Consider the following 24,986-nt stretch of genomic DNA (forward strand, 5'->3'; position numbering starts at 1 on the left):
CATGTTGCCGTTAACAATGCTGAGGCTCTGATATCCGGTTCGCGTTGGTATCGCGACAAATAACTTTGACGTTGCGTGTGGTTCAGGACAGCTCATGCCTACGCAGCGAACGATAAATTGCCTCACATTGGATCTCTCAGGTGAAAGACATCGGAGCTATGAATATGGAGTCGGAAAGGGTGGACATTTGCCGGCAAAAAGCGTACAAAAATAACGAAATTTGCTGGCGGATAAGGGTATCTCCCTTCACGAATTCGATCGTTTCGACTGAATTTCATCGTACGCTAGCAGATTGATTTCATTGAAGTAAAATCGTCGTCGGAAGCTATATCAGCCTTTCGTACCGCTACGCCTGTGTAGGTTTCGCAAGGTCCTGCGAAAGACATGCGTTGTCATCGACATGACTAATCGTCTCAATCAGGACGGAACGGATATCCCATGCCTGTGGTAGCCGATCCTCGTGCCTGAATTTCCGCACCAGCGGTTATGAAGGCCCTATTGCTGATCGCAAATCGGTATCGGCCGCGGCGGCGGTGCCGGATGATCGCTTTTGTATTGGGCGATGATCGGTTCAAGGGTTTCCTTCGGCCAAAACTTCGGAGTACCGATCTCCTTCAGGCAGGACTCGTTCCAATATAATCCGGACTGCGCCGGAGAGCGCCCGGCTGCAACCGCCTTTGCGACTGCCTTGATGTCCGCGGATTCCGGATAGATGTAGAGGGTCGTCGGATCGTCCTTCACCAGAGAGGTGATCTGATTGGCGTCCGATGTCGACCAACTCGTGCAGCCGTCGCTACGGCCGCCGGCATATTCCACCAGCTTTCCGAGCGGCACGTATCCTTCACGATTGGCATAGGGGCTTTGCGGATCCTTCTTCATGCAGATGCCGGCAACCTTTGCAGCCGCATGACCGCCGATCGCCCGAGCGCGTGCATTCGCGGTTTCGCCAATGCCGTCGAACTGTACGAAGGTGCGAAGGAAGGCGGCATCCTTGGTCTGGGAAACTCGATAGTAACCTTTGAAGGTCGTTTTCGTTTCCTCCGTCACATAGGAGCCGCCGGTCGTCAGGTTCGAATCCATCGCGTTGCCGAAATTCTTGGCGCACATCCGTCCGTTGCCGAAATCGACGACGCCCTTGAGATCGCGGCCGCTGCCGTGGCCCGATGAAACCACGCGGAATGTCTGCGTCGCTTCGCAGACTATGTAGAAACGCCCCGCCGACTTGCCGTCAGCCGGATTGTTCGGCCGGGTTGCATCCATAGCAAAATAGCAAGGGTTTCTGACCTTGCCTTCGCCAATCTTCTGCACGTAGAGCGCACGCGCTCTCTGTAAAATCGGTCGGGCAATCTGACCTTCGCCTTCGCCGACATAGGCGTTCAGCCACGCCGGAAGATCTGATTGACGCTCCGCGGCAAAAGACTGCGATGCTGAAGGGATGATGATGGTAAGAGAGCAAAGGCTGAGCATCTGAGCGACGCTTCGAAGGGCATATCTCGACCGCACGAAAGTAAATCTCCTGTCAAATATTCCGGATCCGCGTGTGCCGCTATTCGTAATGACGATTTTGGCGGTCCGCCCGACCCACAAACCCGACTGCCATGTGCTCGGATCCAGAAATCATAATTGTGCGCTGCTTTGCTGAACGACGACCTAACGGGGACCGGAAATCTCGGCGGCCGCGGAAAGATTATTCGTCCACCATTAATTTCTTCCATCCGCTTCGCATCAGCATTCTTCACCGATCGCGGCGCAAATATGGCCGACCTGCGACGGATGGAACGCATTGAAATCCCAGGCCTGCGATGGGGCGCGGCTCCCCGAAATCAGGTAGACGACGGCAGTCCAGAACGGCGAAGAAGAGCGGCGCCTTGCCTGCATAAAAGTCGAAGACGGCGCCATTTCGGTAGAAACCGTTCTGGCGTCGCCCTAGATTTCAAGGAGCTGTACGCAGCGAAAAAGCGGGAGGTCCGATGCACATAGACGGAAGATGCCATTGCGGGTTCGTTTCGTACAAGGCGGAAATCGATCCTGAGCACGTATCGATCTGCCACTGCACAGACTGCCAGCGGCTGACGGGGACAGCTTGCAGGGTCACCGTCAGCGCGCGCCGCAACGCATTCGAGATCACGAGTGGAGAGCCGAAGCTCTACGTGAAGTTCGGCGATAATGGCCGCCGCCGGCTGCAGTACTTCTGCCCGGATTGCGGCTCACCGATCTACACTAGCGGGGAGCCCGACGATGCTGACGAAATAGGCATTCGCGTGGGGACGATAAACCAGCGACATGAGCTCCGACCTCGGTCGCAGATCTGGTGCTCGTCCCGGCTGCCTTGGATCGACGCCATAGGTGATCTTCCCGGACGGCCATACGATTAGTACGGTATTGGAGGCTCCGGTAGCGGTGACAAGTGCGTGGACCTCAAGCTTGATGTTTTCGGACCCATCTTCGGCTATGAGGCTTTCGATATTTTTCTTCCATCGAAGTCAGGATGCAGCAGAATTCGGTTTGGTACTCGTTGGTCAGCGGTCGATGACCAGATCGCTCAGGGGTTTCGAACAGCAGGGCAGGAACATCCCGGCGTCGATTTCCCGCTGCCTGATGCCGCCATTGTGGTTCATCTCCACCGAACCCGAGACGAGCTTGGACTTGCAGGTTCCGCACATGCCGTTGGAGCAGGATGATGGGAGCCTGACGCTGCCTCTCTTCGCGGCTGTCAGCACCGTCTGATCGAAAGGGACTTCCAGAGTCCGCTTTTGCTTTGCGAACTCGACCTGATGGGTCTTTCCTGCAGGCTGTGCCTCGACGTCGAGGCCGGGTTCATCGATGACAGCCGCATCGAAGCTCTCTTCGATGTAATTCGACTTGGGAACGCCAAGCGCCGCCGTGATCGAACGCGCTGCCGCCATGAATGGCGCCGGACCGCAGCACATGACAATACGTTCGGCGATGTCCGGAACGGCAAGTTTCAAGAACTCGGACGAGATCCGGCCGGTCAATCCCGGCCATGCGCGCTCGCCAACCACCGTTTCCGGCAGGAATTGCAGTCGCAGGCCTTTCATGCGGGCTGCAAGACAGGATAGTTCGCTGCGGAAGATGAGGTCGAGTGGCGTACGGGCTGCATGAAGGAACACGATGTCCGCCGGCTCGCAGCTATCTGCCAAGTCACGGGTGATCGACATGACAGGGGTGATGCCCGAACCGCCCGAAAGCAGCAGAAGCTTCGTTCCCGCCACTTTCGGGCGGATGAAGTGTCCGAGCGGCCCTTGACCCTTGACCGTCATGCCGGGAACCATGTTGTCGTGCAGCCAGTTCGAGACCTTGCCGCCAGGCACGCGCTTGACTGTCACGGTGAACGCGTTGCCGCGATGGGGCGACGACGAGATGCTGTAGCAACGAGCCTCGCCATCCGAGCCTGTCGGGAAGTCGAACAGGAAGTACTGTCCGGCGTCGAATTTGAAGCACTTGCCTTCGACAGATGCGAAGGTGAAGCTCCTCACGTCGTGCGTTTCCTGATGCACGTCGACACAGACGAGCATCTCGTCCCGCTCCGGATCCCAAATATCGGCGTGAACCCGCTGTATCTGTGTGAACTCAATACCCATGAGCGCGCATCCGATCGATGTACCAGATCGCGAACTTGTCCAGGTTGGTTTCCGAGAAGCGGGAATAGGGACCCGGCTGATAGGCCGGGTCGAGTGCGCCGGCGTGCGAGCGGGCGACGAGATCCGCGTCCTGGTCGGTCGTTGCGATCCAGACCTCGGTCAACTTGTCGAAATCGTAGTCCTTGCCTTCGACGGCGTCCTTGTGGACGAGCCACTTGGTTCTGACGAGCGTCCTTCCCGCCGAGAGTGGAATGACGATCGCGACGACGGCGTGATCGCCCATGAAGTGGTTCCAGCTATTGTGACCCCAAAGATGTGTATCGCCGAGGTCCTTCCGGGTCATTTGGCCGAGGAGCTTCGACGATGCCGCCGTCGCATCATGTGTCTGGGATTCGCCGGCACCGGCGATGATCAGGCGCTGGATGCGGAAGTTCGTCGCGCAGTCGACAAGCTGCTCGACCGCGGCCGACGGAAAGCCATCGGCTTCCCAGGCCCTCGTCCGCTCGTCGTAGAGCCGGAAGTGTTCCTCTGCCTGCTGGCGATCCTCCGGGCTCAGCGTCTCCGGGTCGAAACCGAAGTCGAGATCGACGAAGGAAACGCAGAGTTCCGGATGGTTGGCGGAACAGTGATAGCACTCGCGATTGTTTTCCATCGTGAGCTTCCAGTTGCCGTCCTCGATGACATCGGTCTGATGCGCGATCTTGGCGTTGCGGATGTCATACGGGGCGAGGCGCTCGATCAGGGTCTGCTCGAGGTTGGCAATGTCCTCCGGAGGATTATCGGAGAGGCAGACGTAGATCAGGCCGCCGATCGACTTGAAATTCACCGACTTTAAGCTGTGACACTGCTTGTCGAGATCCTTGCCCATATGGGGCGCGTAGGCCAGTTCGCCGGTCAGCTCATAGGTCCAGGTGTGGTAGGGACAGACGAGTTTCGAGACGATGGTCTTTCCGGCGTCGAGCAGGCGCGAGCCGCGATGGCGACAGACGTTGTGAAGCACGCGGATCTCGCCGTCGTCGTCGCGAAGGAGGATCAGGCTGGTCTTGCCGATGTCGACAACCGTCGCATCGCCCGGCTCCGGGACGTCGCAGTCAAGGCCGACGCAGATCCAGTGCTTGTGGAAGAAGACATCGATGTCGGCCTCGAAGACGTCCTCGCGCGTATAGAGGCCGGCCGGCAGGGAATGACCGTCGGCGCGGGCTTCAAGAAGTGCGGAGATGTCGGATGGAAGCCTGTTTAGCATGATAATCTCTTATGGGTTGATGACCCGCAGTTTGCCCTTGCATCTCATAGGCTTCAACTGCATTAATTTTCAGCGATCCATAACTTTATGTAATGCGAAAGGGTGCTTGATGAACTTTCGGCGGCGTATTCCATCTCTGACGGCATTGATGACGCTTGAAGCTGTCCTCCGGCATCGCAGCTTCACTGCGGCCGCGATTGAGCTTGGCGTCACGCAGGCAGCAGTCAGCCGCCAGATCGCGGTATTGGAAGAGGAATTGGGATTGCCGATGTTCGTGCGCAAACACCGCGCCATCGAACCGACTGCGGAATGCCTCACCCTGGGAACGACGCTCGCTCAGAGCTTCGCGAACATCGCGGACACGGTCGACGCGGTCAGGTCCTCCCCGCAGGATGTCGTGACGATCGGTGCGACGGTCGCCTTCTCCTCGTTCTGGCTTCTTCCCCGGCTGGCGGAGTTCCGACGGGAGAATTCGGGCGTGCAGATCAGGGTCGTCTCGCAGGACGCCAGGATCGATCTTGACGCAGGCGGCATCGACATCGCCATTCGTTACGGGAGACCGCCGTTCGCCGACGCGAAGGTGGTTGCCTCCCACGAGGACGTCGTCGTTCCGGTGTGCTCGCCGGACTACCTGCGGCGGCGCCTGTCCGGCGAGCTCAGCGAAACCGACGAATTCATCGAGACGGACGTTCATGACAGATCATGGCTGTCCTGGCCGCAATGGGCGGAGGAGATGGGTCGTGCTTTGCGGATAAGGCCGCATCTTCGCTTCAACCACTATACCGAGACGATCGCGGCCGCGCGCGCCGGGCAGGGGATCGCGCTGGGCTGGCGTCTTCTCGTCCAGACCTTTCTGGATGACGGTACGCTCGTCGCCTTGGACGTGGCCGAGATGCCCACCGAGGACCGGTATTATGTTCTGCTCCCGGCCAGAACGCGCCGCACGCCGGCTGCGGAGCATGCGGCGAATTGGTTAGCCAACGCGCTCACTCGTTGAAAATGCGCAAGATCCCCCGTTTCATCAACAATGCAAACCGCGCCCGCCTGCCGCAGCAGGGAGCAGTACGTGGCGCGATTCTAGACGTAATCCTCACACCGGTGCTCGTGGGATTTTGCCCTTAATACGGGAATAATACTTTACTATTCTTAATTATAAATTTCTTATACGCGATGAGCGCCTTATTTAACTTGTATTTCGCGCATATTCCATAACGTAATGAAATTACAGCGATAATTATATTTTAAATACATCATGTATTAGTCACATTGATTGAGCGAAAATTAATTTTTAACCATATTGTTACTATAAATCTCCTGCTCGCGGGCATCTTGCTGAGAGGGGATTATGAAAAAGGCCATACTTGTTGGAATGCTAATGTCGATAGCCGCCTCAACTGCAAATGCGCAGACGATCGGGGTGTCGATGTCAGATCTCGATAAATTCCGAACCGCATTGCTCAACGGTATTGTTTCGCACGGAAAGTCGGTTTCCGGGCTAAAGCTGGTCACTCAGAACGCCAAGAGCGACAACGAGCTACAAAAGAAGCAGATTCAACAATTCATCGCCGACAAGGTCGACGCCATCATCGTCGCCGTTTCCGACGGCGATCTCGGCCCGCAAATGACGAAGCTTGCCGCCGATGCCCACATTCCGCTGGTCTACATCAATAACGTTCCTTCCAACCTATCGGATCTGCCGGATAGCCAGGCCGTGGTAGCCTCCAATGAGGCGGAGTCGGGCACACTGCAAACCAAAGAGGTCTGCGCCCTCCTGAAGGGAAAAGGGCGTCTTGTCGTATTAATGGGCGAGGCGTTCCATGCAGCCGCGCGCGCCCGCACACAAGATATCGATAACGTCATCGCCACGCCCGACTGTAAGGGCTTGCAGATCGTGGAGCGGCAGGCGGCCTACTGGTCGCGAGACTATGCTGATCAGCAGATGCAGGAATGGTTATCGGCAGGTGTCAAGTTCGATGCGGTAATTGCCAACAATGATGAAATGGCGCTCGGCGCAATCCGGGCCATGAAGCGCAGCGGCATGTCGATGAAGGATGTCGTCGTGGCTGGCATCGATGCGACGGACGATGCCTTGGCGGCGATGGAGGCTGGCGACCTTGACGTCACCGTTCTCCAAAGTGCCTCCGGCCAGGGCGCCGCCGCGGTTGATGCCGCCGTCAAGCTTGCCGGCGGACAGAAGGTGCCACGCGAAAACAACGTGCCTTTCGAACTGGTGACACCACAGAACATTGCCCAATATCTGCCGAAGAGCCAGTGAGCCAGGGGGACACGATGGTACGTTTTTGGAATAAATTGGGCATCCGGACCCAGATTACCGCCGGTTTCCTGCCGCTGATCCTGCTCATGAGCCTGCTTTCGCTCAATGCGATTTCCGGGATGAGCGGACTGTCCTCCATGTTCTCCTCATATCGCAACACGGCCGGTCAAAGCCTGGCCATTTCCGACTACAGCAACCAGCTTCACGAAATTCAGATGTCCGTGGAAGCTTTTCGCTCAAACCCGACTTCGGATATCGTCAATCGGTTTCATGCCGGCGTGAAAGCCTTCGAGAGCGATGACCCGCGTTTTGCCGGTAATAGCGCGCTGCAGGCCGGCATGGCGACCATCCGCCAGGACGTGGGCTCCTATAGCAAGGCGTTCGAGCAGATCGTAACGCTGCAGGCAAAGCGGGATGCCCTGATTTCGAAGGTGACCGAGTTTGGCCCCTGGACCAGCATCGCGCTGAACGACGTGATGCGCAGCGCCTGGCGCCAGAATGACGTGGCGCTGCTGCATGCGACCGGCGCAACGCTCGAAGCCCTAGACCGCAGTCTCTATTTTTCCGAACGCTTCATTCATTCCGGCGATCTGCCTGCGTATGATGCGGCACAATCGGCGTTGAATGATGCGATGGCCTTGAACGACGCGGCAGCGAAAGTGGCGAAGGGTGAATTGCAGCATAAGCGCGTCATGGGCGCGGGCCAGTTGATGCAGAATTACACAAGCCGTCTGGGCGACGTCCGGGACGTGCTTATCGCCACCAACAAGATCCGTGACAGCGAACTTAACACTCTCGCTCCGAAGATCGCCAAGGGTTTCCGCGATCTACAGGGAACCGTCATGGATGCTCAGAAAACGCTTGACGGTTCGGTCGATGAGACCGTCGCTTCCGCGACGCGTTCGACGCTCACGATCAGCGGACTTTTGATCATCGTCGGGCTTGTCCTTGCCTATTTTATCGGACAGCTGATCTCCGCCGCGGTACGCAAGATGGCCCGGGCGATGGAGCGCCTTGCCCGAGGTGACGATGCGGTGACGATTGATGGCGCAGAGCATCATCATGAGCTCGGCGCAATGGCCCGCTCGCTGAAGGTCTTCCAGGAAACGGGTCGTGCCAAGCTTATCGTGGAAGCCAATGCGGAGCGTGCTCGCCTCGCTGCCGAAGAAGAGCGGCTACGCCAGGAAGCTGAGCGTCTTGCCGACGCACAAGTGATGGAGCATGCCTTCCAGCAGATTTCGTTGGGTTTGGATGCTCTTTCCAAGGGTGACCTTACGGCGAGGGTCGGCGATGTCGATGCCCGCTATGTTCGCATCCGGGATCACTTCAACAACTCAGTCTCCAGTCTGGAGGAGGCGGTCGATTCCGTTATCCGCGCGGTCGCCACCATAAAATCCGGCCTGGCGGAAATCTCGACGGCATCTCACGATCTTGCCCGCCGCACGGAACAACAGGCTGCCTCACTCGAAGAGACCGTGGCAGCCTTGGGCGACGTCACCCGAGGTGTTAATGGAACGGCCGAGGGGGCAAGTCATGCCCAGAGCACCGTGGCGACCGCGCGCGCCAATGCGGAGAGCGGCGGCGCCATCGTCGCCCGCGCGATCGCGGCGATGACGGAGATCCAAGGCTCGTCGTCGAAGATCGGCAACATTATCGGCGTCATCGACGAGATTGCATTCCAGACCAATCTGCTGGCCCTTAACGCAGGCGTGGAAGCGGCTCGTGCGGGTGAGGCGGGCAAAGGCTTTGCCGTCGTGGCACAGGAAGTGCGTGAGCTGGCTCAGAGATCGGCAAATGCGGCCAGAGAGATCAAAGCACTGATTTCCATGTCGACGGATCAGGTCAAGACGGGCGTCCAACTCGTCGGCGAATCGGGTACGTCGCTTTCCCAGATCGTCGAGCAGGTCAGTGCGATGAATTCGACGATTGCCGAAATCGCAGTCGCGGCGCGCGAACAGGCGGCGAGCCTGAGAGAGGTCTCGGCTGCCGGCGACCAGATGGACAAGGTCACGCAACAAAACGCAGCCATGGTGGAACAAACGACCGCGGCCGCCCAAAGCCTGACCCAGGAGACCGAAAAACTCGCGGACCTCGTGCATCGGTTCAAGACCCGAAGTGCAATGGCGTCGGGCCCCCGCCTGTACGCTCTCGCATCATAAGTGACCGACGAAAGCGTTGACGACGATGGGCTGGCTATTCGTTACGAAGGCCAGCCCGCCGTTTTCCTTGTGTGAGCTTCATAGGCGGCGCGATCTCGTCGCCTTGGCAGGCGAGCCGATCCTGCGGGGAGGGGACCGCCTGCAGGCTCTTATTGGCCGATCAGCCCTTCGCTCTCGATGCCCCTCGTCAGCTCCAGCGCCTGGCGCTCGAACAGCCCGCGATAGATCCCGCTTTTGCGCCGAATGAGGCTAGCATGAGTGCCTTCCTCGGCGATATGTCCGTGTTCGAAGACCAGCAGCCGATCGAGCGCGCGCACAGTCGACAGTCTATGAGCGACGACGAGTGTCGTGCGTCCCTCCATCAGCCTCTCCATTGCCTGCTGGATGAGCATCTCCGATTCAGAATCGAGACTCGAGGTCGCCTCGTCAAGGATAAGGATCGGCGCATCGGCCAGGAATGCGCGGGCGATGGCGATGCGTTGCCGTTCGCCGCCGGAAAGCTTGATGCCGCGTTCGCCGACAAGCGTCGCATAGCCCTTCGGCAGCGCCTCGATGAAATCATGGGCGCTGGCAAGCCTCGCAGCCGTTCTGATCTCGGCTTGCGTGGCCGTCGGCCTCGCATAGGCGATATTTTCCGCCAGCGAGCGGTGAAACAGGATGGGTTCCTGCTGCACGATGGCGATCTGGCGGCGAAGAGACGTCTGCGCCACCTTGGAAATATCCTGCCCGTCGATCGAGACCACGCCGCGGTTGACGTCATGCAGACGCTGGATCAGCTTGATGAAAGTCGTCTTCCCGGAGCCGGAATGGCCGACGAGGCCAACTCGCTCGCCCGGTTTGATGGTGACCGAGAAGTCCTTGTAGAGTGGGGTATGGTGGTTGCCGTAGTGGAAGGTGACATGATCGAACGTGATCAGGCCGGCCTTCACATGGAGAGCTGGCGCACCGGGAACGTCCTCCACGCCCAAAGGCTGTGCATGGATGGTGACAAGCTCTTCCATGTCGTTCACCGAGCGCTGCAGGTTGCGGATATGCATGCCGATTTCACGCAGGTAGCCCTGAAGGATGAAAAACGCGGTCAGGACGAAGGTGATGTCGCCGGCATTGGCCTTGCCGTTGGCCCAGAGCCAAAGGGCAAGGCCCAGCACGCAGCCGCGCAGCAGGCTGAGCAGCGCATTCTGCGAGGTGCCGTTCAGGGTGCCCCGCGTCCAGGTGCGCCCTGTGCGATCCTGCCACTTGCGAGTGACCGAGGAGAGACGCTGGTCTTCCCGGTCTTCAGCGCCGAAGGCCTTGACCACGGCGTTGCAGGTCACCGCATCGGCAAGCGCCCCGCCAAGGCGAGTATCCCAGCTATTGGCCATGCTGGCCATCGGCGCAACATAGCGCAAGGCCATAGTCGCGGTGAACGCGATGAAGAATACGGATCCGACGCCGACCAGTAATCCCATCATTGGCCAGTACCATGTCATCAGGATGGTCGAGCCGATGAGCATCACCAGCGATGGGAAAAGCGCGACGAAGACGGTGTCGTTGAGCAGGTCAAGCGCCCACATGCCGCGCGTCACCTTGCGAACGGTGGAGCCGGCAAAGCTGTTGGCGTGCCAATCGCTCGAAAAGCGCTGGATATGGAAGAAGGAGTTCGCCGCGATCTCCGACATCGACTTCAAGGTGAAGCCTATGATGACGGTGAACGTGGCATGCCGCAGGATGACGGCGCCGACCGACAGTGCCATCAACCAACAAAAGGCATTGACGGCATTGTTCCATGTTGCGGCGTCGCTGGCCCGGCCGGACACCACGGCATCGACAAGCCTGCCGGAGAACAAGGGCGTGAGGACATCCGCAAGCGTAGACAGCATCGCCGTGAACAACATTAAGGAGGCGCGGCCCGGCTGATGCTTCCAATGAGCCCAGCAATAACGGAAAACGCTGCGAAAAGCACCGCCGCGGCGGGATTTGAAACCAAGAGCCATTGATGTATCCGGCTTTCGCCGGCTCCGTCATAGGGGAAAGAATGTCCGCGCAAAACCGCGCGAAATGGTTTGGTGAGGAACGGTCGACGGGAAGGTCAGCACCAGTCCGTCAGGTTCTGTCGCATTGGAAAACGCTGCCGGCTTCAGGCGATATTCGCGGAAGCCACTGGGGAGCTGGAAAAAATAGCCATTGAAAACTCCCTCGAACCGTGTGGATGATTATCAACCCTAGATCGATTAGGCGCGCAGGCCAAGTCAAATTCGGCGAAATTTTAAGCTAAGCTTTGTGATGCGGCATAGTTGCAACATCAGCTAGGTCGTGAACTCCCCCGAAAGCTGACGTCCAGCGCGGATGGCGAGACAACCTCGCGCTTTGTGCATCGCGGGGGACAGACCCTCCACCGGTATTGTCGTCAGCATCGACGTTCCGTTCATAAATGCTTGGCCGGGCATGGATACCTTTTGCTCCAACGCCGGAAATTTACCAGGATTAGCAGCTGGCAAGTCCCTCCTGGCATTTGGTAGGAACGCTATCGTCGGGCTGCGGCTCCATCTGCTGCTGCGGAGTCCCCTCTGCGGCTGGAACCTGATCGGAGGAGCTGCCGTTTTCTTCTGATGGGTCATTGTCTTGCTGAGGCAAATCTCCCGATTGGTCCCGAACGTCATTCTGGGCATTATTGGGGAGGATTTCCTCTTCGGCGCTCTTATCCTGCAGCTGTTGGCCGCCCTGATGGTCTTCGTTGCCCTGCGGCGTGATCATATTCAGTCTCGCGCCATCCTGTGACCCAAGAGCTTCATCCGGTTGCTCGATGATACCCTGCGCTGCCTCATCCATCTGCGGCGAAGCATCGTCATGTTCCACTTGCGCTAAGGCTTGAGTGGTGAAAGTTACATCTTCCGGCACGACCGGAATATCGACCTCCGCCAAAATTTCCTGAGGCAGGTCCTCGTATTCGATACGGGTCTCGTCTGTTATATTGTAGATCGTCTGATAGTTGATCTCCTGGTTGACCTCAATCTGAGTGATCTCGACCAACGGACCATCAACGACAAGTGGCTCGTCATACCACACCGACTTGCGGCCTTCGTAATAGCCCTCATAATAACCATCCCAATAGGAACGCCAGACGTAGAAGTCCGGGTTGACCGGCTCGAAGTATACATAGTAGGCCGGATAATAGACCCGTGTCGTGTAGGCGAGTGCATCGAAAGAGCCGGACACCACTGTAAATGTGAGCAGCATGCTTTGGTAGGTCCGATAATCGTCAGGGCGGCTATCGTAGTAGGCGAGATCTCGCCTCAGTCGCACAACCTCTCGCCGAAGCGCAGCATTGTCTGCAACCTGATCCTCTATCGACGCCACCCGTTTTTCTAGGGCGGCTATCTTTTCTCGCAGAGATCGAATCCCAGCCCTGCTCACGGTTTTGGTTTCATTCGCTGGTTCTGGAAGGATATATCGAGACGAATAGGTTTTCCATGCGGCATTCAGATATCGCATCCCCTGCGCAGCCTGCGTGTTTTGAGCCAGCGTCAAGGAATACCGCGTCTGCAATTCACCGATCGCCCTTGATACGCTACCGGTGGCGGCGGCAGTGGCTTTGCTGTTATGGGTCGTGAGCGCATTCTCAAGTCGCTGGGTCGCCCGTGCGGCACGGGTCACGGCTTCGAGGAAGCTGGCGGCACTTCGGTGTCGGGCATTGGAGTTTTCCTTATAGCTCCGCGCAATCATACCGAATGATACACGCATGTCCGACAGCAGGCCCTGGGCATTTCGTTTGGCCTGAGGGAAGGCAGCGGCAGATGATGCAAAGGCTATTTGACCGGCACAGACTATCGCGGCAATCGGCATTGAAACTGCCGTGTGACCGGAAATTACAAGCATTAAACTGCCTGATACTATTTTTCTCAGTATCGAGTTTATGGACATATTGGAACTCATGCCTGTGCCTCCGAACGCGCTCTTGGATTTCGTCCCCCGCAGTCGAGCGAAGAATAGCATCATGCTTTGAACGCGGATTTTGGTGAGGAAGAAGACCGACGGCTCAGGAAAGGTTCGGTTTTTCCAACAAGGGCCGAAGGCGGGAGTGGGCTGCAAGCGACAACCCCAGCCCCACCTTGCAATCGACGCCCTCTCGATCTTCCGCGGTTATACGGTGGGTTGCCGAAACGAAACTCCGCATATTTAGCGCCCTGAGCCACAGGGTCGTTGCGCGCGTCCGCAATCGCCCGCTTTCCGAAAGCGATTGCGACTCCATGGGCACTTCGCTCGGCTCGCTGAAATATGGATGTCATTGGTCACACATAGATGAATTATTGCGATTGAAAGTGGCTTTCCACGCCTGCATTTCAGTCTCAGCGCACGAGTCTGCAATCAGAGTATGTCTCACCCTGGCAATGTAGGTTAAATGGCTCGCTCGCATGCGGCGACGGAACAATCAGCATCGACAAAACGATGGCAAATAGCGAAGCCATATAGATGATGGCTGGCACAAAGCGAGACAGTGTTTGCATATTGTATTCCTTTAATTGCTATCGGACGTCGAAAAGGCCCGCCTTGGTAGCGCTTTGATCGACGCGATCGCGCCGGCATCCAGCGGCTGCTGTTGCTACGAGCCCACTACGCTCGTATTAACTGCGGACTTGCCTCCGGTTTCCTTGCTTTGATATGGCGGCAACTGGCATGTTCGATGATGTCTGAAAATACCAAATGGCCGGCATACATGTGTAGGCTGGATAATCGACAGCGACAGAACGATGGCAAATAACGCAGCCACATAGATGATGACTGGCATAAAGCGAAACAGCGTTTGCATATCGCATTCCTTCGGTTGCTATCGCCAGCCGAAGCGTCGTCGGGACGTATCTTCGGAAGCGGTTGCCACAAGATTGCTGCGGTCGTATTGGATTAAGGACTCGCTTTCGGTTGAGTTGGTTTGGCTGTGCGGTGACTGGTATATTGTATAGTGCCTGAGAATCCGGTGAGAGCGTTGTCAGCGAATTGTCAGCTTTGCTCGTCTAAGCTTCTCAGTGCAGTGGCTTTGATGACTTGAGGAGAAGGTATGTGTGTTTTCGGCCCCTGAGAGCCTGCGCGTGGTTCACGGTCATTACCGTTGCGTTGCAACTTCCGGCCGCGGTGCACGCACACGAAACCGCCATCGACACAGGGGACGTTCGTTATATCGAAATCGCCGACGCCGGTGAATCGGAAGGCTCTTCAGACCAGGGGACCGGTGTTGCAGACTCGAATTCGGACTCGAGCAATGGCGATGATGATAGCGGAGGCGACCCCGACGATTCTAAAGGTGACCAGCAGTCCGGTTCCGATGAGTCCGGGCGCAATGGAGCCGACGACAAGTTTGATGGGCCGAACGGCGCTTTGAAGGCTGTTCAAGCCGATCGGGCACTTCCGCTAGACCTCATTGTCGCAATCGCACGGCGACTGACCGATGGGCAGATCATTGATACGCGGCTGCGAGCCGTGAAGGGTGTTCTCCAGTATGAGTTGAAGGTGCTCGAAACCAACAACGACGTTCGACGCTATTCTTTCAATGCCCGCACAGGCACGCTCATTAAGGTAAGGTAGGCATGCGGATACTCGTTGCTGAAGATGACCGTCGGATCGCCGAGTCGCTTGGCACGGCACTGTCGAGCGCCGGCTTCGTCGCGGAATATGCTACGGATGGAGAGGACGCCTGGTTCCGTGGCGACACTGAAACGTTCGACGCGGTGATCCTTGATCTCGGTCTTCCGACATTGGATGGCTTGACGATCCTGAAGCGTTGGCGCCGCGCCGGACGCAAGGCGCCTGTATTGATCCTGACGGCGCGTGGGCAATGGGACGAACGGGTTGAGGGAATTGAATCCGGAGCCGACGACTATGTGGTAAAGCCTTTTCGTATGGAGGAAGTGGTTGCGCGTATCCGCGCGATCGTGCGTCGGGCTGGTGGTCTCGCGTCATCGCAAATCGAAATCGGTGAGCTTGTACTCGATACACGGATGAGACAGTTATCACGGGCCGGCGTTCCGATCGTTCTTACACCGCAGGAATACCGGTTGCTCGCTTTTATGGCACATCAGGGCGGCCGTGTCGTGTCACAGCTCGAGATAGCCGAACACCTCTATACGCAGGACTTTGACGGCGGATCAAACGCGGTCGAGGTGCTGATTGGCCGCCTGCGGAAGCGACTGGGCGCCGATATCATCCTAACGCGCCGTGGCTTTGGATATATCCTTGGCGGGAACGATCCTTGAGAAGTCAATCCTTATGGGTTCGTCTGATACTGGGTGCCGGCGGCTGGATCGCGGTTGCGCTCGTTCTGGCAGGCTTAGCTATTGGATATTTGTTCACAAAGAACGTCGAACGCGGCGCTTCTGCAGATTTATCGGCGACGATGTCGCGCCTGGTCGCTTTGATCAATCCAGACGCGCGCGGTACGGCGCCCGTGCTCACCGGCGCCTTGCCCGATCCGCGCTATGACACGCCGATCAGTGGTCTGTACTGGCAGGTCACAGATCTCGGCAGCCAGCAGATAATCCGTTCTCGCTCCCTTTGGGATTATGTTCTCAAGCTCGATTCCCCCGGCGAAGGCGGCCAACTCTCGACCGTGAAAGGTCCGGTCGGGCAATCGCTGCTCGCCTTTTCGTTGACCGCTCGCTTTCAAAAAAACAACAGCGAGCGGCGCTATCAGGTCATCGTCGCGCAAGAGCGGTCAATCCTCGATGAGGCGATAGTCCGCTTCGGACGAGAATTGGCCGCGGCGCTCCTGATTCTAGGTGTCGCTCTGGTCTTCGCCACCATCCTACAGGTTCGGTTCGGCCTATCGCCGTTCCGGAAGTTGCGCCAGGATATCGAAGGAATCCGCAAGGGCGTTGCGTCTTCAATCGATGCCAACTATCCGCTGGAAGTGGTTCCTGTCGTCAGCGAGGTAAACGCCCTGCTTGCCCTACAGCAGAAATCCATGGATTTTGCACGGTCACGCGCTTCGGATCTTGCACATGGGCTAAAAACACCGCTCGCAGTGCTTGGTACCATTGCCTACGAACTCGAAGAAGGCGGTAATAAGCGCAGCGCGGCCGCGATCATTGAGCTGACAAACGAAATGCGCGACCGGATCGACTATCAGTTGCGTCTCGTCCGACTGCGTCAACGCATTCGGATGCACGCCCTCAGTGCGTCGTTGAGCAGTATCGTCCCGCGCGCGATCGCCGTATTGAAGAAAACGCCTGGGGGTGAGCAACTCGACTGGGTGGTCGATGTTATCGAAGGACTGAACGTCGATATGGACGCAAACGATCTTATCGAGCTTGTCGGGGTGATATTGGAGAATGCGGCCCAATGGGCAAACTCACTAATCTCCATTCAGGCCAGGAAAGAGGCGGCAACCATCGAATTGCGAATAGCTGACGATGGTCCAGGCATTCCGCTGTCTGATCTCACTTCGATCGGTCGACGGGGCAGGCGCTTCGACGAAACCGGCCCGGGCACCGGCCTCGGCCTCGCAATCGCCTCTGAGATCGTTTCCCTCAACAACGGAACGATTGCCTTCGAACGATCCGAACATGGCGGGCTTGAAGTGGCAATCCGTTTGCCAGTCGCAGCCTGATCAACCTTAGCCATTTGCCTGCAAAATGCAGGCAGCAGCGCGATCCGTCATGTGATGTCATGGGAAAAAGCGGAAAGAGCGATTTCATGCGGACGAAGCGCCCCGGCGACATCACCGGCCTTCAATGCAGCTTGATAGGCTGTTTCGGCAACATCGAGCGCTTCGTTGGTGCGCTTTCCCAGTCCAGGCGTATCGGCGAGCGTCGGCTCTGTACAAGATGATCGTGCCGTCTTGCTTGCGGACGGCGTGATCGACAAGACCCACTCGATCAAGCGCGATTCCAGGCTTTTCATCTCAAGGCGACCGGCCGTTTGCCAAATTATCTGCTTAAGGAGCTTAGACCGCCTTGCCGCGAACTCGCCGCGCAGCGCGCCGTAGGCGGTTTTCTCTCAACACATGCTGGAAATTTACATCGGTTTGCGCGTGCTGAGCGAGGTCGCCGAGGAACTCCGCGACGTCTCGAATTGTCTCGACGACAACATACCGCAAGCCGCCGCCTGCATCGACGAAATCATAGCTGATGCTGACGCCAAAGCCGCCGATGACCTGACGAAACCATGCCGATCGCCATTTCGCAAAACCTGTGGGATCCGCCTGAAACTCTGCGAGCAACGCCTTTTGCCGTTCGATCCGGCCGAGGAACGCCGCAACGGCCTCTCCTGGAGCTGCTTTTGGCTTTTCGGCCTTCTTCACGACCCATTTTTCAACGAAGCGGGACTTTGGCGGCAAGCTCGTCGCTTCCGTTCGATCCGCAGTGGCATCTGCCACCAAATTCGATGGAACCGGACTGGATTCAGGCGCGCACGAATTATTCGGCTTTTCCTGCTCCATTCCCAAGCCTTGCTTGAGATCGGGAGCGAATGCACCCCAAATGGATTTCGGCTGCTCGACCGGTCCCGTTCTTTTGCGACGGGCGTTCTTGATTTCGAAGATGAAGGGCTTTGTCTGCTTGGGCATGGTTCTCGGGAGTGGGACTGCGGTGAGCCGTTGCTGACGGATAACCAGCTTGGATGGGATTCGGTAATTTCTCTAATATTTTGGATCGGTAAATTGTAGTCGTTGCGATTTGTATGGTCCAATGACCTACATCATGTGGACGGATCAAGCAATATCAGTGCGGCAGGCAAGCGTCCTGATGCATGATGACGCGGAGCGCCGGATTTATATGAGCAGAACTCTCAAATAATCCTAAAATACTCTGGCGCGACGGTTGTACTCGGTCGAATTTTGCTCTCTCAGCTTCGAAAAATACGATGCCGTTCGAATCCCGACCTTCGGAATTGTTATAACCGGCTCCCGCTTGCTGAAGGCCATGGAAAACAGAAGATGGTTATCATCAATCGCTCGCCGATCGTGGCTATGCCGTATTGTCGGTCAACTATCGCGGTTCAGCCCTATCAGGGCTTGCGTGAAGAGCCGAACCGCTCCAAATCCGGATTCATGGAGGCCTCAGATCAATCCTCGCTTGGCGAGGTTGCGCATCAGATGCGAAGTTCCGAATGTCCAGGGCGCGCATTCGGTCGACAGCAGCACGCGGTTGCGCAGCGCTCCGAGCTTGTCGTTGGAGATGGTGACGACATCGCCCACCTTGTGGGTAAAGCCTTGTCCGGGCGTGTCACGATCCTCGACAGGGGCGAAAAGCGTCCCCATGAACAGCACGAAGCCGTCCGGATATTGATGATGGCGGCCGATGGTCTGGGAAACGAGGTCGAGGGGATCGCGGCTGATTTCCTTCATCGATGAGCGCCCATGCAGCACATAGCCGTCTTCGCCTTCGACCTTCAGGTCGAGATCGGCGTTGCGCATATCGTCCAGGCCGTAAGTCTCGTCGAACAGGCGGATGAAGGGGCCGATCGAGCAGGAAGCGTTGTTGTCCTTCGCCTTGCCGAGCAATAGCGCAGACCGGCCCTCGACGTCGCGCAGGTTGACGTCGTTGCCGAGGGTGGCGCCCTTCACACGGCCCTGGCTGTCGACGGCAAGCACGATTTCCGGCTCGGGATTGTTCCATTTGGAGATCGGATGCAGGCCGACGTCAGCGCCTGGCCCGACCGAGGACATGACCTGCGATTTGGAAAAGACCTCGGCATCCGGCCCAATACCGACTTCGAGATATTGCGACCAAACGCCTTCCTCGATCAGCGCCGCCTTGACCTTGGCGGCTTCGGGAGACCCGGCCTTGAGGTTGCGCAGGCTGTCGCCGATCAGCGCGGTCACCTTGCCGCGGATCGCTTCGGCAAGATCCGGATTGCCGGCCGCGCGCTCCTCGATGACACGCTCCAGCATCGAGCGGGCGAAGGTGACGCCGCAGGCCTTGATCGCCTGCAGATCGACGGGCGCGAGAAGGTGGATGGCCGAGAGCTGGGCTCTGGCGGCTAGCAAGTCGCCGAGCTCGGCGATGGCTTCGCCGTCCTGAGCGCGGACGAAAGCGACAGGATCATCTTTCTCCAGGAGGTCGCGCATGGTCGGCGCTTCCTTCGAGGTGATGTCGTAGACAATGCCATCCCGGACGGTGATGAGGGCAGGGCCTTCGACATCGGGGCGCCAGATGCGTCCGACGAACGTGCCGGTGCTGAACGTGTCTGAGCTGGCCATGCCTTTGATCTCCCTTAAAACCTCGACCCGTTTCTAGCGCAGTCGCTCCGGCTTTGCCATCCGGCATAGGCCTGCAATTCAATGTGTTTTGGACATTCACCTTTTCCAGGTCGGCTAAAAATGTAAGGCCCCGCGGCAGCGCCGCGAGGCCCTTTGGGCCGCTAGCCGGGAGAGAGTGGCTTTATGCGGCCTGTACCTTGCGATTGCCGCGTGCCCATTCAGGCAGCCAATCGCCATGGGTCGCCAACAGCTCATCGACCAGAGACCAGATCTGGTCGAGATCGAGCTCGGCTGCCGTGTGTGGGTCCATCATCGCGGCGTGATAGATGTGCTCGCGATTTTCGGTCATCAGGGCTTTGACCGTCAGCTCCTGCACGTTGATGTTCGTGCGGATCAAGGCCGTCAGCTGCGGCGGCAGGTCGCCGACATAGGTCGGCTGGATGCCGGACGCATCGACGAGGCAGGCGACTTCCGCCGCGCAATTGAACGGCAGCGACGTGATGCAGCCATTGTTGCGGACATTGCCGTAGATGACGGAGGGTTCGCCGGTCCAGACCGAATTGATGATCGAGGAGGCATATTCCTTCGATTGCTTGACCTCGATCTTCTCGGCCGTGCGATATTCTTCGGCCTGGTTCTTCCAGCGCGCCACCTGCTCGATGCAGCGCTTCGGATATTCGTCGAGCGGGATGCCGAATTTCTCGATCAGGTCCTCGCGGCCTTCCTTGATGAAGTAGGGCGTGTATTCGGCGAAATGTTCCGAGCTTTCGGTGACGAAATAGCCGAGCCGGGTCAGCATCTCATAGCGCACCTTGTTCGGGCAGCGCGGGTTCCAGCCGGGTTTCGGCGCGCGGCCCTCGCGATAGGCGCGGACGAGATCGGGATAGAGATTGCGATAGGAACCATCAGCCTGGCGATGCTCGAATTCGAGATAGAAGGCCATATGGTTGATGCCGGCGGAGCGATAGCGGATCTCTTCGTAGGGAATGTCGAGATCGTGCGCCAGCTCCATGGCGGTGCCCTGCACGGAGTGGCAAAGACCGACCTGCTTAATCGTCGGGTACTTCTCGCCAATCGCCCAGGTGTTGATCGCCATTGGGTTGACATATTGCAGCATGACCGCGTTCGGGCAGACGGCGAGCATGTCCTCGCAGATCTTCCACAGATGCGGAACTGTCCGCAGGCCGCGCATGATGCCGCCGACGCCGAGCGTATCGGCGATCGTCTGGCGCAGCCCATATTTCTTCGGCACCTCGAAATCGGTGACGGTGCAGGGCTCGTAGCCGCCGATCTGGAAGGCGACGACGACGAAATGAGCGCCGTCGAGTGCCTTGCGCTGGTCGGTGAAGGTCTCGACGGTGGCGGAGGCGCCGAGCGTCGAAGCGAGCTTGCGGGCGACGATGGCGCTTTCTTCCAGCCGCTGCGGATTGATGTCCATCAGTGCGATCCTGGCGCCAGCCAGGGCAGGGCGCTGCAAGACGTCGCCGATGATATTCTTCATGAAGACGGTCGAACCGGCTCCGATGAAGGTGATTTTGGGAGTGCCTGTCATTTCAAAATCTCCTGAATGCTATGAAGCCACCTCGAACGCCGCTCTGACAAGGCGTTCGGTGTAAGCGGTCTTGGGATGCGATAGAACCTCTTCGACCGGCCCTTCTTCCATGATCTTGCCATGCTGCATGACGATGACGCGGTGGCAAAGGGCGCGGACGACCTTGAGGTCGTGGGAAATGAATAGGTAGCTCAGGCCCCGCTCGTCCTGCAGCCTGCGCAGGAGGTCGATGATCTGGGCCTGGACGGAAAGATCGAGCGCCGAAGTCGGCTCGTCGAGAAGGATGAATTCCGGCTCGAGCGCGATGGCGCGGGCAATCGCAATGCGCTGGCGCTGGCCGCCGGAAAATTCATGCGGGAAGCGCGAGAGAATGTTGGCCGGCATGCCGGCGCTGACCAGCGCCTCCTTGACGCGTTCCAGGCGCTCGGCCTTGTTGGCGCCGAGATTGTTGACCACCAGCCCCTCGGAAATGATCTGACCGATGGTCATGCGCGGATTGAGCGACGAGAACGGGTCCTGAAAGACGATCTGCATGCGCGAGCGCAACGGCCGCATCTCGGCGCGCGAGCGGCCATGGATTGCCTGCCCGTCGAAATAGATCTCGCCGCCATCCGCATCGATCAGGCGTAGCAGCGCCTGTCCGAAGGTTGTTTTGCCGGAGCCGGATTCACCCACCAGGCCGAGCGTTTCGTGGCGGCGCAGCTCGATATTGAGGCTGTCGACGGCGACGAGTTCGCGCATGTCGGGCTTGAAGAAGCTGCCGTGGCGCAGCATGAAGGCCACCTTGACGGACTTGCCTTCCAAAACCGTGTCGCAGTTCGGCGGCAGCGGCTTTGCCTGTCCGCGCGGCTCCGACGTCAACAGATGCTGCGTATAGGGATGCTGCGGCTGCGCGAAGAGCGCCTCTGTCGTGTTGTGCTCGCGCATCTCGCCATGCTGCATCACATAGACATAGTCGGAGAACTGGCGCACGACCGTCAGGTCATGTGTGATCAGGATCACCGCCATGCCGAGCTGTTTCTGCAGGTTGCGGATGAGGTTCAGGATCTGCGCCTGTACCGTGACGTCGAGCGCCGTCGTCGGCTCGTCGGCAATCAATACGTCCGGATCGTTGGCAAGCGCCATGGCGATCATCACGCGCTGGCGCTGGCCGCCGGAGAGCTGATGCGGATATTGCTTCAGCCGCGCTTCGGGATCGGGAATCTGCACCTGTTTCAAGAGGTCGAGAGCCCGCTTCTCGGCGTCGCGGCGGCTCACCTTGCGATGGACCCGGATCGCTTCGACGATCTGGCTGCCGATGGTGTAGATCGGATTGAGCGAGCTCATCGGCTCCTGGAAGATCATCGAGATGCGGTCGCCACGGAGTTGCCGGCGCGCCTTCTCGGAGAATCTCAGCACATTCTTGCCGTCGTAATGGACGGCGGACCTGTCGGAGACAACGGCGCGTTTGGTCAGTAGGCCCATCACGGTGCGGGCCGTTACCGATTTTCCCGAGCCGGATTCGCCGACGATGGCGATGGTCTCGCCGCGATAGAGCTGGAAGGTAATGTCCTTGACGGCATCGACCATGCCGTCCTCGACCTTGAATTTGACGGCAATGTTGCGGGCGTCGATGACGGGCTGCGTTGTCTTTTCGCCAGCATCGTGCCTGACATCGGGAGCAAAGGAATTGACGAGTGCAAGAGCCATATCCGGTCTCCTCTCAATACGGATCAATCGCGTCGCGCAGGCCGTCACCAAGCGCGTTGAAGGCGAAAACGGTGATCAGAACAAAGGCGACGGGCGAGAGAATCCAGGGGTAGGAGCCGATGACCGAATAGGTCGACGTATCCTGCAGCATCAGACCCCAGGAGATCAGCGGCGGCTTGACGGCAAAGCCAAGGAAGCCGAGGAAGGATTCCAGCAGCACCACGCTCGGGATCGCGAGCGTCACGGCGACGATGACATGGCTCATGACGTTCGGGAAAATATGCTGCAGGATGATGCGCCGGTCGCTTGCGCCGACCGCCATCGCGGCACGGACGTAATCGATCCGCGCCAGCGCCAGCGTCTTGCCGCGAACCTCGCGCGACATCTGCGCCCAGCCGAGAGCCGACATGACGATGATGACGAATGCGAGGAAGACGTTGGTGGGTGCTGTCACAGGAATCAGCGAGGTCAACGCCAGATAGAGCGGCAGCTGCGGGAAGGCCAGTACCACTTCGACGAAACGCTGGATCCAGGCATCGAGCGTGCCGCCGAAATAGCCCGATATCATGCCGACCGTGGTGCCGACGATGGTGACGATGGCAACGACCGTCAAAGCGATCATCAAGGAGATACGCGAGCCGTAAATGGCGCGCGACAGCACGTCCCGGCCGAATTTGTCCGTGCCGAGGAAATGGACGGGACCGCCGTCGGTGGCGCCGAAGAGATGCCGGTTTCCGGGGATCAGTCCGAAGAGATGGTAGGGATCGCCCTTGACGAAGAGGCCGAGCAAGCGCGGGTGGTCGTAATCCGGGCCGACGATCGGCTGGAAGGTTACGGGATCGAGATCGCTGGTCTCGGCGAGGGCGTAGACACGGGGCTGGAAGACCAAATTGCCGTCCTTGTCGTGAAAGCTGATGACCTGCGGCGGCGCGAAGCCGGTGTCGGTCGCCTTCGGATCGAGCGGTGCGACGAATTCGGCGAAGACCGCCATCAGCAAGAGCAGAATGACGAGGCTGAGGCCGCCCATGCCGGTCCAGGAGCGCTTCAGGCGACGCCAGACCAGCGCGATGTAACTCTCGTTGCCACTCTTCTGCCTGATCTTCTCTTCGGGCGGCGGCGGGGAGTTGCTGAAGGCAAGCATCAATGGATTCCTCCCTGTTGGCGCACGCGCGGATCAAGGAGCGCAAGCAGAATGTCGGCGATGATGTTGCCCACGATGAGGGTTGCCGAAAGCACCATCATGAAGGTTGCGGTGACATAGACGTCGCCGACTGCCATCGAGCCGACGATCGCCGGCCCGACGGTCGGCAGCGTGAAGATGATCGCGGTCTCGATTTCGCCGGTCATCATGTAGGGCAGGACCACGCCTTGATACATGATCAAGGGATGCAGTGCATTCGGCACGGCATGACGCATGACGACGGCGCCACCCGAAAGGCCCTTGGCGCGCGCCGTTTCCACATATTGGGCATTCAGCGTGTCGAGCAGATTGCCGCGCATGATGCGCATATTGTAGGCGAGGCCGCCGAACGTGGCGATCGCGACGACTGGCCAGACATGTTTGACGAGATCGACGAATTTGGCCCACGACCAGGGCGCGCCGCCATATTGCGGCGAGAAGAAGCTGCCGATCTCCGAGACGTTGAGCTGGAAGACGAGGATATAGACGATGATCAGCGCCATCAGGAAGCGCGGCACCGTCATGCCGAGGAAAGAGACGCCGGCGAGCAGATTGTCGATCCAGCTATATTGCCGCGTTGCGGCCCAAATGCCGAAACCGATGCCGAGAATGGATGCCAGGATGTGGCATACCAGCGCCAATGCCAGGGTGCGCGGCAGGCGCTCGCCGACGACGTCGGCCACCGGCTTGTTGTAGACCATGCTGTAGCCGAAATCACCCTTGGTGACGATGCCGCCGATCCAGTTGAAATACTGGACGAGCACCGGCTTGTCCAAGCCATGTTCGCGGCGGTAGGCCTGCGCCTGCGCGTCGGCCTGTTCGAAGGACGCGCCGCCTTGGTTTATCAGTTGCGAGCGGATGTAATCGGCATAGTCGCCCGGCGGTGCCTGTATGATGGCGAAGGTCACCACGCTCAGGATGAAGAGCACGGGAATGGCGGATGCTATGCGAACGAGCAGGAATCGTAACATCGGACGGTTCGCTTCTCTTGATACTGTCGACAATCTCGATCCGGTGAGGACGATATGCGCCAGCGGTTCATTTTTGCCCGGCGATGGCTGATCGCTGGAATGCTTCGGGTTTCCATGGCAGCCGGCGTCATGCCGGCTGCCATGGGG

19 protein-coding genes are annotated in these 24,986 nt (G+C 58.5%); 7 read left to right on the forward strand and 12 right to left on the reverse strand.

What is annotated here, in order from left to right; genetic code table 11:
• Nucleotides 1-495: 495 nt before the first annotated feature.
• A complete protein-coding gene (locus tag CCGE531_RS19570) occupies nucleotides 496-1,503 on the reverse strand; it encodes a hypothetical protein (protein WP_120667000.1) in 1,008 nt (335 codons plus the stop codon).
• Nucleotides 1,504-1,970: 467 nt separating this feature from the next.
• Here CCGE531_RS19570 and CCGE531_RS19575 point away from each other — a divergent pair, with 467 nt between their 5' ends.
• A complete protein-coding gene (locus CCGE531_RS19575; protein ID WP_120667002.1) occupies nucleotides 1,971-2,375 on the forward strand; it encodes a GFA family protein in 405 nt (134 codons plus the stop codon).
• A gap of 144 nt (nucleotides 2,376-2,519) precedes the next feature.
• Here the strand turns inward: CCGE531_RS19575 and CCGE531_RS19580 are convergent, their stop codons facing one another.
• Both CCGE531_RS19580 and CCGE531_RS19585 read right to left on the reverse strand, forming a co-directional pair.
• Complete coding sequence (locus CCGE531_RS19580) at nucleotides 2,520-3,602, reverse strand: hybrid-cluster NAD(P)-dependent oxidoreductase (RefSeq protein ID WP_120667004.1); 1,083 nt, start codon at nucleotides 3,600-3,602, stop codon at nucleotides 2,520-2,522.
• Nucleotides 3,592-4,845: an aromatic ring-hydroxylating dioxygenase subunit alpha gene (locus tag CCGE531_RS19585; RefSeq protein ID WP_120667006.1), complete on the reverse strand. Its 1,254-nt coding sequence runs from the start codon at nucleotides 4,843-4,845 to the stop codon at nucleotides 3,592-3,594. The genes CCGE531_RS19580 and CCGE531_RS19585 overlap by 11 nt, the downstream gene beginning before the upstream one ends.
• 109 nt (nucleotides 4,846-4,954) lie before the next feature.
• Here CCGE531_RS19585 and CCGE531_RS19590 point away from each other — a divergent pair, with 109 nt between their 5' ends.
• The 3 genes from CCGE531_RS19590 (at nucleotide 4,955) to CCGE531_RS19600 (ending at nucleotide 9,279) form a co-directional block, all read left to right on the forward strand.
• Nucleotides 4,955-5,842, forward strand: a complete 888-nt coding sequence (locus CCGE531_RS19590; protein ID WP_120667008.1) for a LysR substrate-binding domain-containing protein — start codon at nucleotides 4,955-4,957, stop codon at nucleotides 5,840-5,842.
• A 348-nt stretch (nucleotides 5,843-6,190) separates the two neighbouring features.
• The gene (locus tag CCGE531_RS19595) at nucleotides 6,191-7,120 is read left to right on the forward strand and encodes a substrate-binding domain-containing protein (RefSeq protein ID WP_120667009.1); all 930 of its coding nucleotides are present in this window, start codon (nucleotides 6,191-6,193) and stop codon (nucleotides 7,118-7,120) included.
• Between the two features lie 14 nt (nucleotides 7,121-7,134).
• Entirely contained in the window at nucleotides 7,135-9,279 is a 2,145-nt protein-coding gene (locus CCGE531_RS19600) for a HAMP domain-containing methyl-accepting chemotaxis protein (protein WP_120667011.1), read from the forward strand.
• 149 nt (nucleotides 9,280-9,428) lie between these two features.
• Here the strand turns inward: CCGE531_RS19600 and CCGE531_RS19605 are convergent, their stop codons facing one another.
• Nucleotides 9,429-11,252 carry an ABC transporter ATP-binding protein gene (locus CCGE531_RS19605; protein WP_120667013.1) on the reverse strand — a complete coding sequence of 608 codons (1,824 nt, stop codon included), beginning with the start codon at nucleotides 11,250-11,252 and terminating at the stop codon, nucleotides 9,429-9,431.
• Between the two features lie 490 nt (nucleotides 11,253-11,742).
• Nucleotides 11,743-13,191 (reverse strand): hypothetical protein, encoded by a 1,449-nt coding sequence (locus CCGE531_RS19610; protein ID WP_162943962.1) that lies wholly within the window; start codon nucleotides 13,189-13,191, stop codon nucleotides 11,743-11,745.
• 1,122 nt (nucleotides 13,192-14,313) lie between these two features.
• Here CCGE531_RS19610 and CCGE531_RS19615 point away from each other — a divergent pair.
• The 3 genes from CCGE531_RS19615 to CCGE531_RS19625 are packed head-to-tail and all read left to right on the forward strand — an operon-like array spanning nucleotide 14,314 to nucleotide 16,855.
• The gene (locus tag CCGE531_RS19615; RefSeq protein ID WP_245459306.1) at nucleotides 14,314-14,835 is read left to right on the forward strand and encodes a hypothetical protein; all 522 of its coding nucleotides are present in this window, start codon (nucleotides 14,314-14,316) and stop codon (nucleotides 14,833-14,835) included.
• Nucleotides 14,836-14,837: 2 nt separating this feature from the next.
• Nucleotides 14,838-15,503 carry a response regulator transcription factor gene (locus CCGE531_RS19620; RefSeq protein WP_120667017.1) on the forward strand — a complete coding sequence of 222 codons (666 nt, stop codon included), beginning with the start codon at nucleotides 14,838-14,840 and terminating at the stop codon, nucleotides 15,501-15,503.
• Nucleotides 15,500-16,855, forward strand: coding sequence for a HAMP domain-containing sensor histidine kinase (locus CCGE531_RS19625; protein ID WP_120667019.1), 1,356 nt, complete (start codon nucleotides 15,500-15,502; stop codon nucleotides 16,853-16,855). Before CCGE531_RS19620 ends, CCGE531_RS19625 begins: the two co-directional genes overlap by 4 nt.
• A 47-nt stretch (nucleotides 16,856-16,902) precedes the next feature.
• Here CCGE531_RS19625 and CCGE531_RS19630 read toward each other — a convergent pair whose 3' ends face one another.
• From CCGE531_RS19630 to CCGE531_RS19660, 7 genes are all read right to left on the reverse strand, one after another.
• The gene (locus CCGE531_RS19630) at nucleotides 16,903-17,127 is read right to left on the reverse strand and encodes a hypothetical protein (protein ID WP_162943963.1); all 225 of its coding nucleotides are present in this window, start codon (nucleotides 17,125-17,127) and stop codon (nucleotides 16,903-16,905) included.
• Between the two features lie 64 nt (nucleotides 17,128-17,191).
• Nucleotides 17,192-17,686, reverse strand: a complete 495-nt coding sequence (locus CCGE531_RS19635; RefSeq protein ID WP_245459307.1) for a hypothetical protein — start codon at nucleotides 17,684-17,686, stop codon at nucleotides 17,192-17,194.
• A 618-nt stretch (nucleotides 17,687-18,304) separates the two neighbouring features.
• The gene (locus CCGE531_RS19640) at nucleotides 18,305-19,447 is read right to left on the reverse strand and encodes a fumarylacetoacetate hydrolase family protein (protein ID WP_120667024.1); all 1,143 of its coding nucleotides are present in this window, start codon (nucleotides 19,445-19,447) and stop codon (nucleotides 18,305-18,307) included.
• A 181-nt stretch (nucleotides 19,448-19,628) separates the two neighbouring features.
• Entirely contained in the window at nucleotides 19,629-20,999 is a 1,371-nt protein-coding gene (locus CCGE531_RS19645; protein WP_120667026.1) for an alpha-glucosidase/alpha-galactosidase, read from the reverse strand.
• 18 nt (nucleotides 21,000-21,017) lie between these two features.
• Nucleotides 21,018-22,688, reverse strand: coding sequence for an ABC transporter ATP-binding protein (locus tag CCGE531_RS19650; RefSeq protein ID WP_120667028.1), 1,671 nt, complete (start codon nucleotides 22,686-22,688; stop codon nucleotides 21,018-21,020).
• A 13-nt stretch (nucleotides 22,689-22,701) separates the two neighbouring features.
• Nucleotides 22,702-23,829, reverse strand: coding sequence for an ABC transporter permease (locus CCGE531_RS19655; RefSeq protein ID WP_120667030.1), 1,128 nt, complete (start codon nucleotides 23,827-23,829; stop codon nucleotides 22,702-22,704).
• Entirely contained in the window at nucleotides 23,829-24,839 is a 1,011-nt protein-coding gene (locus CCGE531_RS19660) for an ABC transporter permease (RefSeq protein WP_120667032.1), read from the reverse strand. Before CCGE531_RS19660 ends, CCGE531_RS19655 begins: the two co-directional genes overlap by 1 nt.
• Nucleotides 24,840-24,986: the final 147 nt, after the last annotated feature.

This window comes from Rhizobium sp. CCGE531 (genome assembly GCF_003627795.1).
Taxonomy (GTDB): domain Bacteria; phylum Pseudomonadota; class Alphaproteobacteria; order Rhizobiales; family Rhizobiaceae; genus Rhizobium.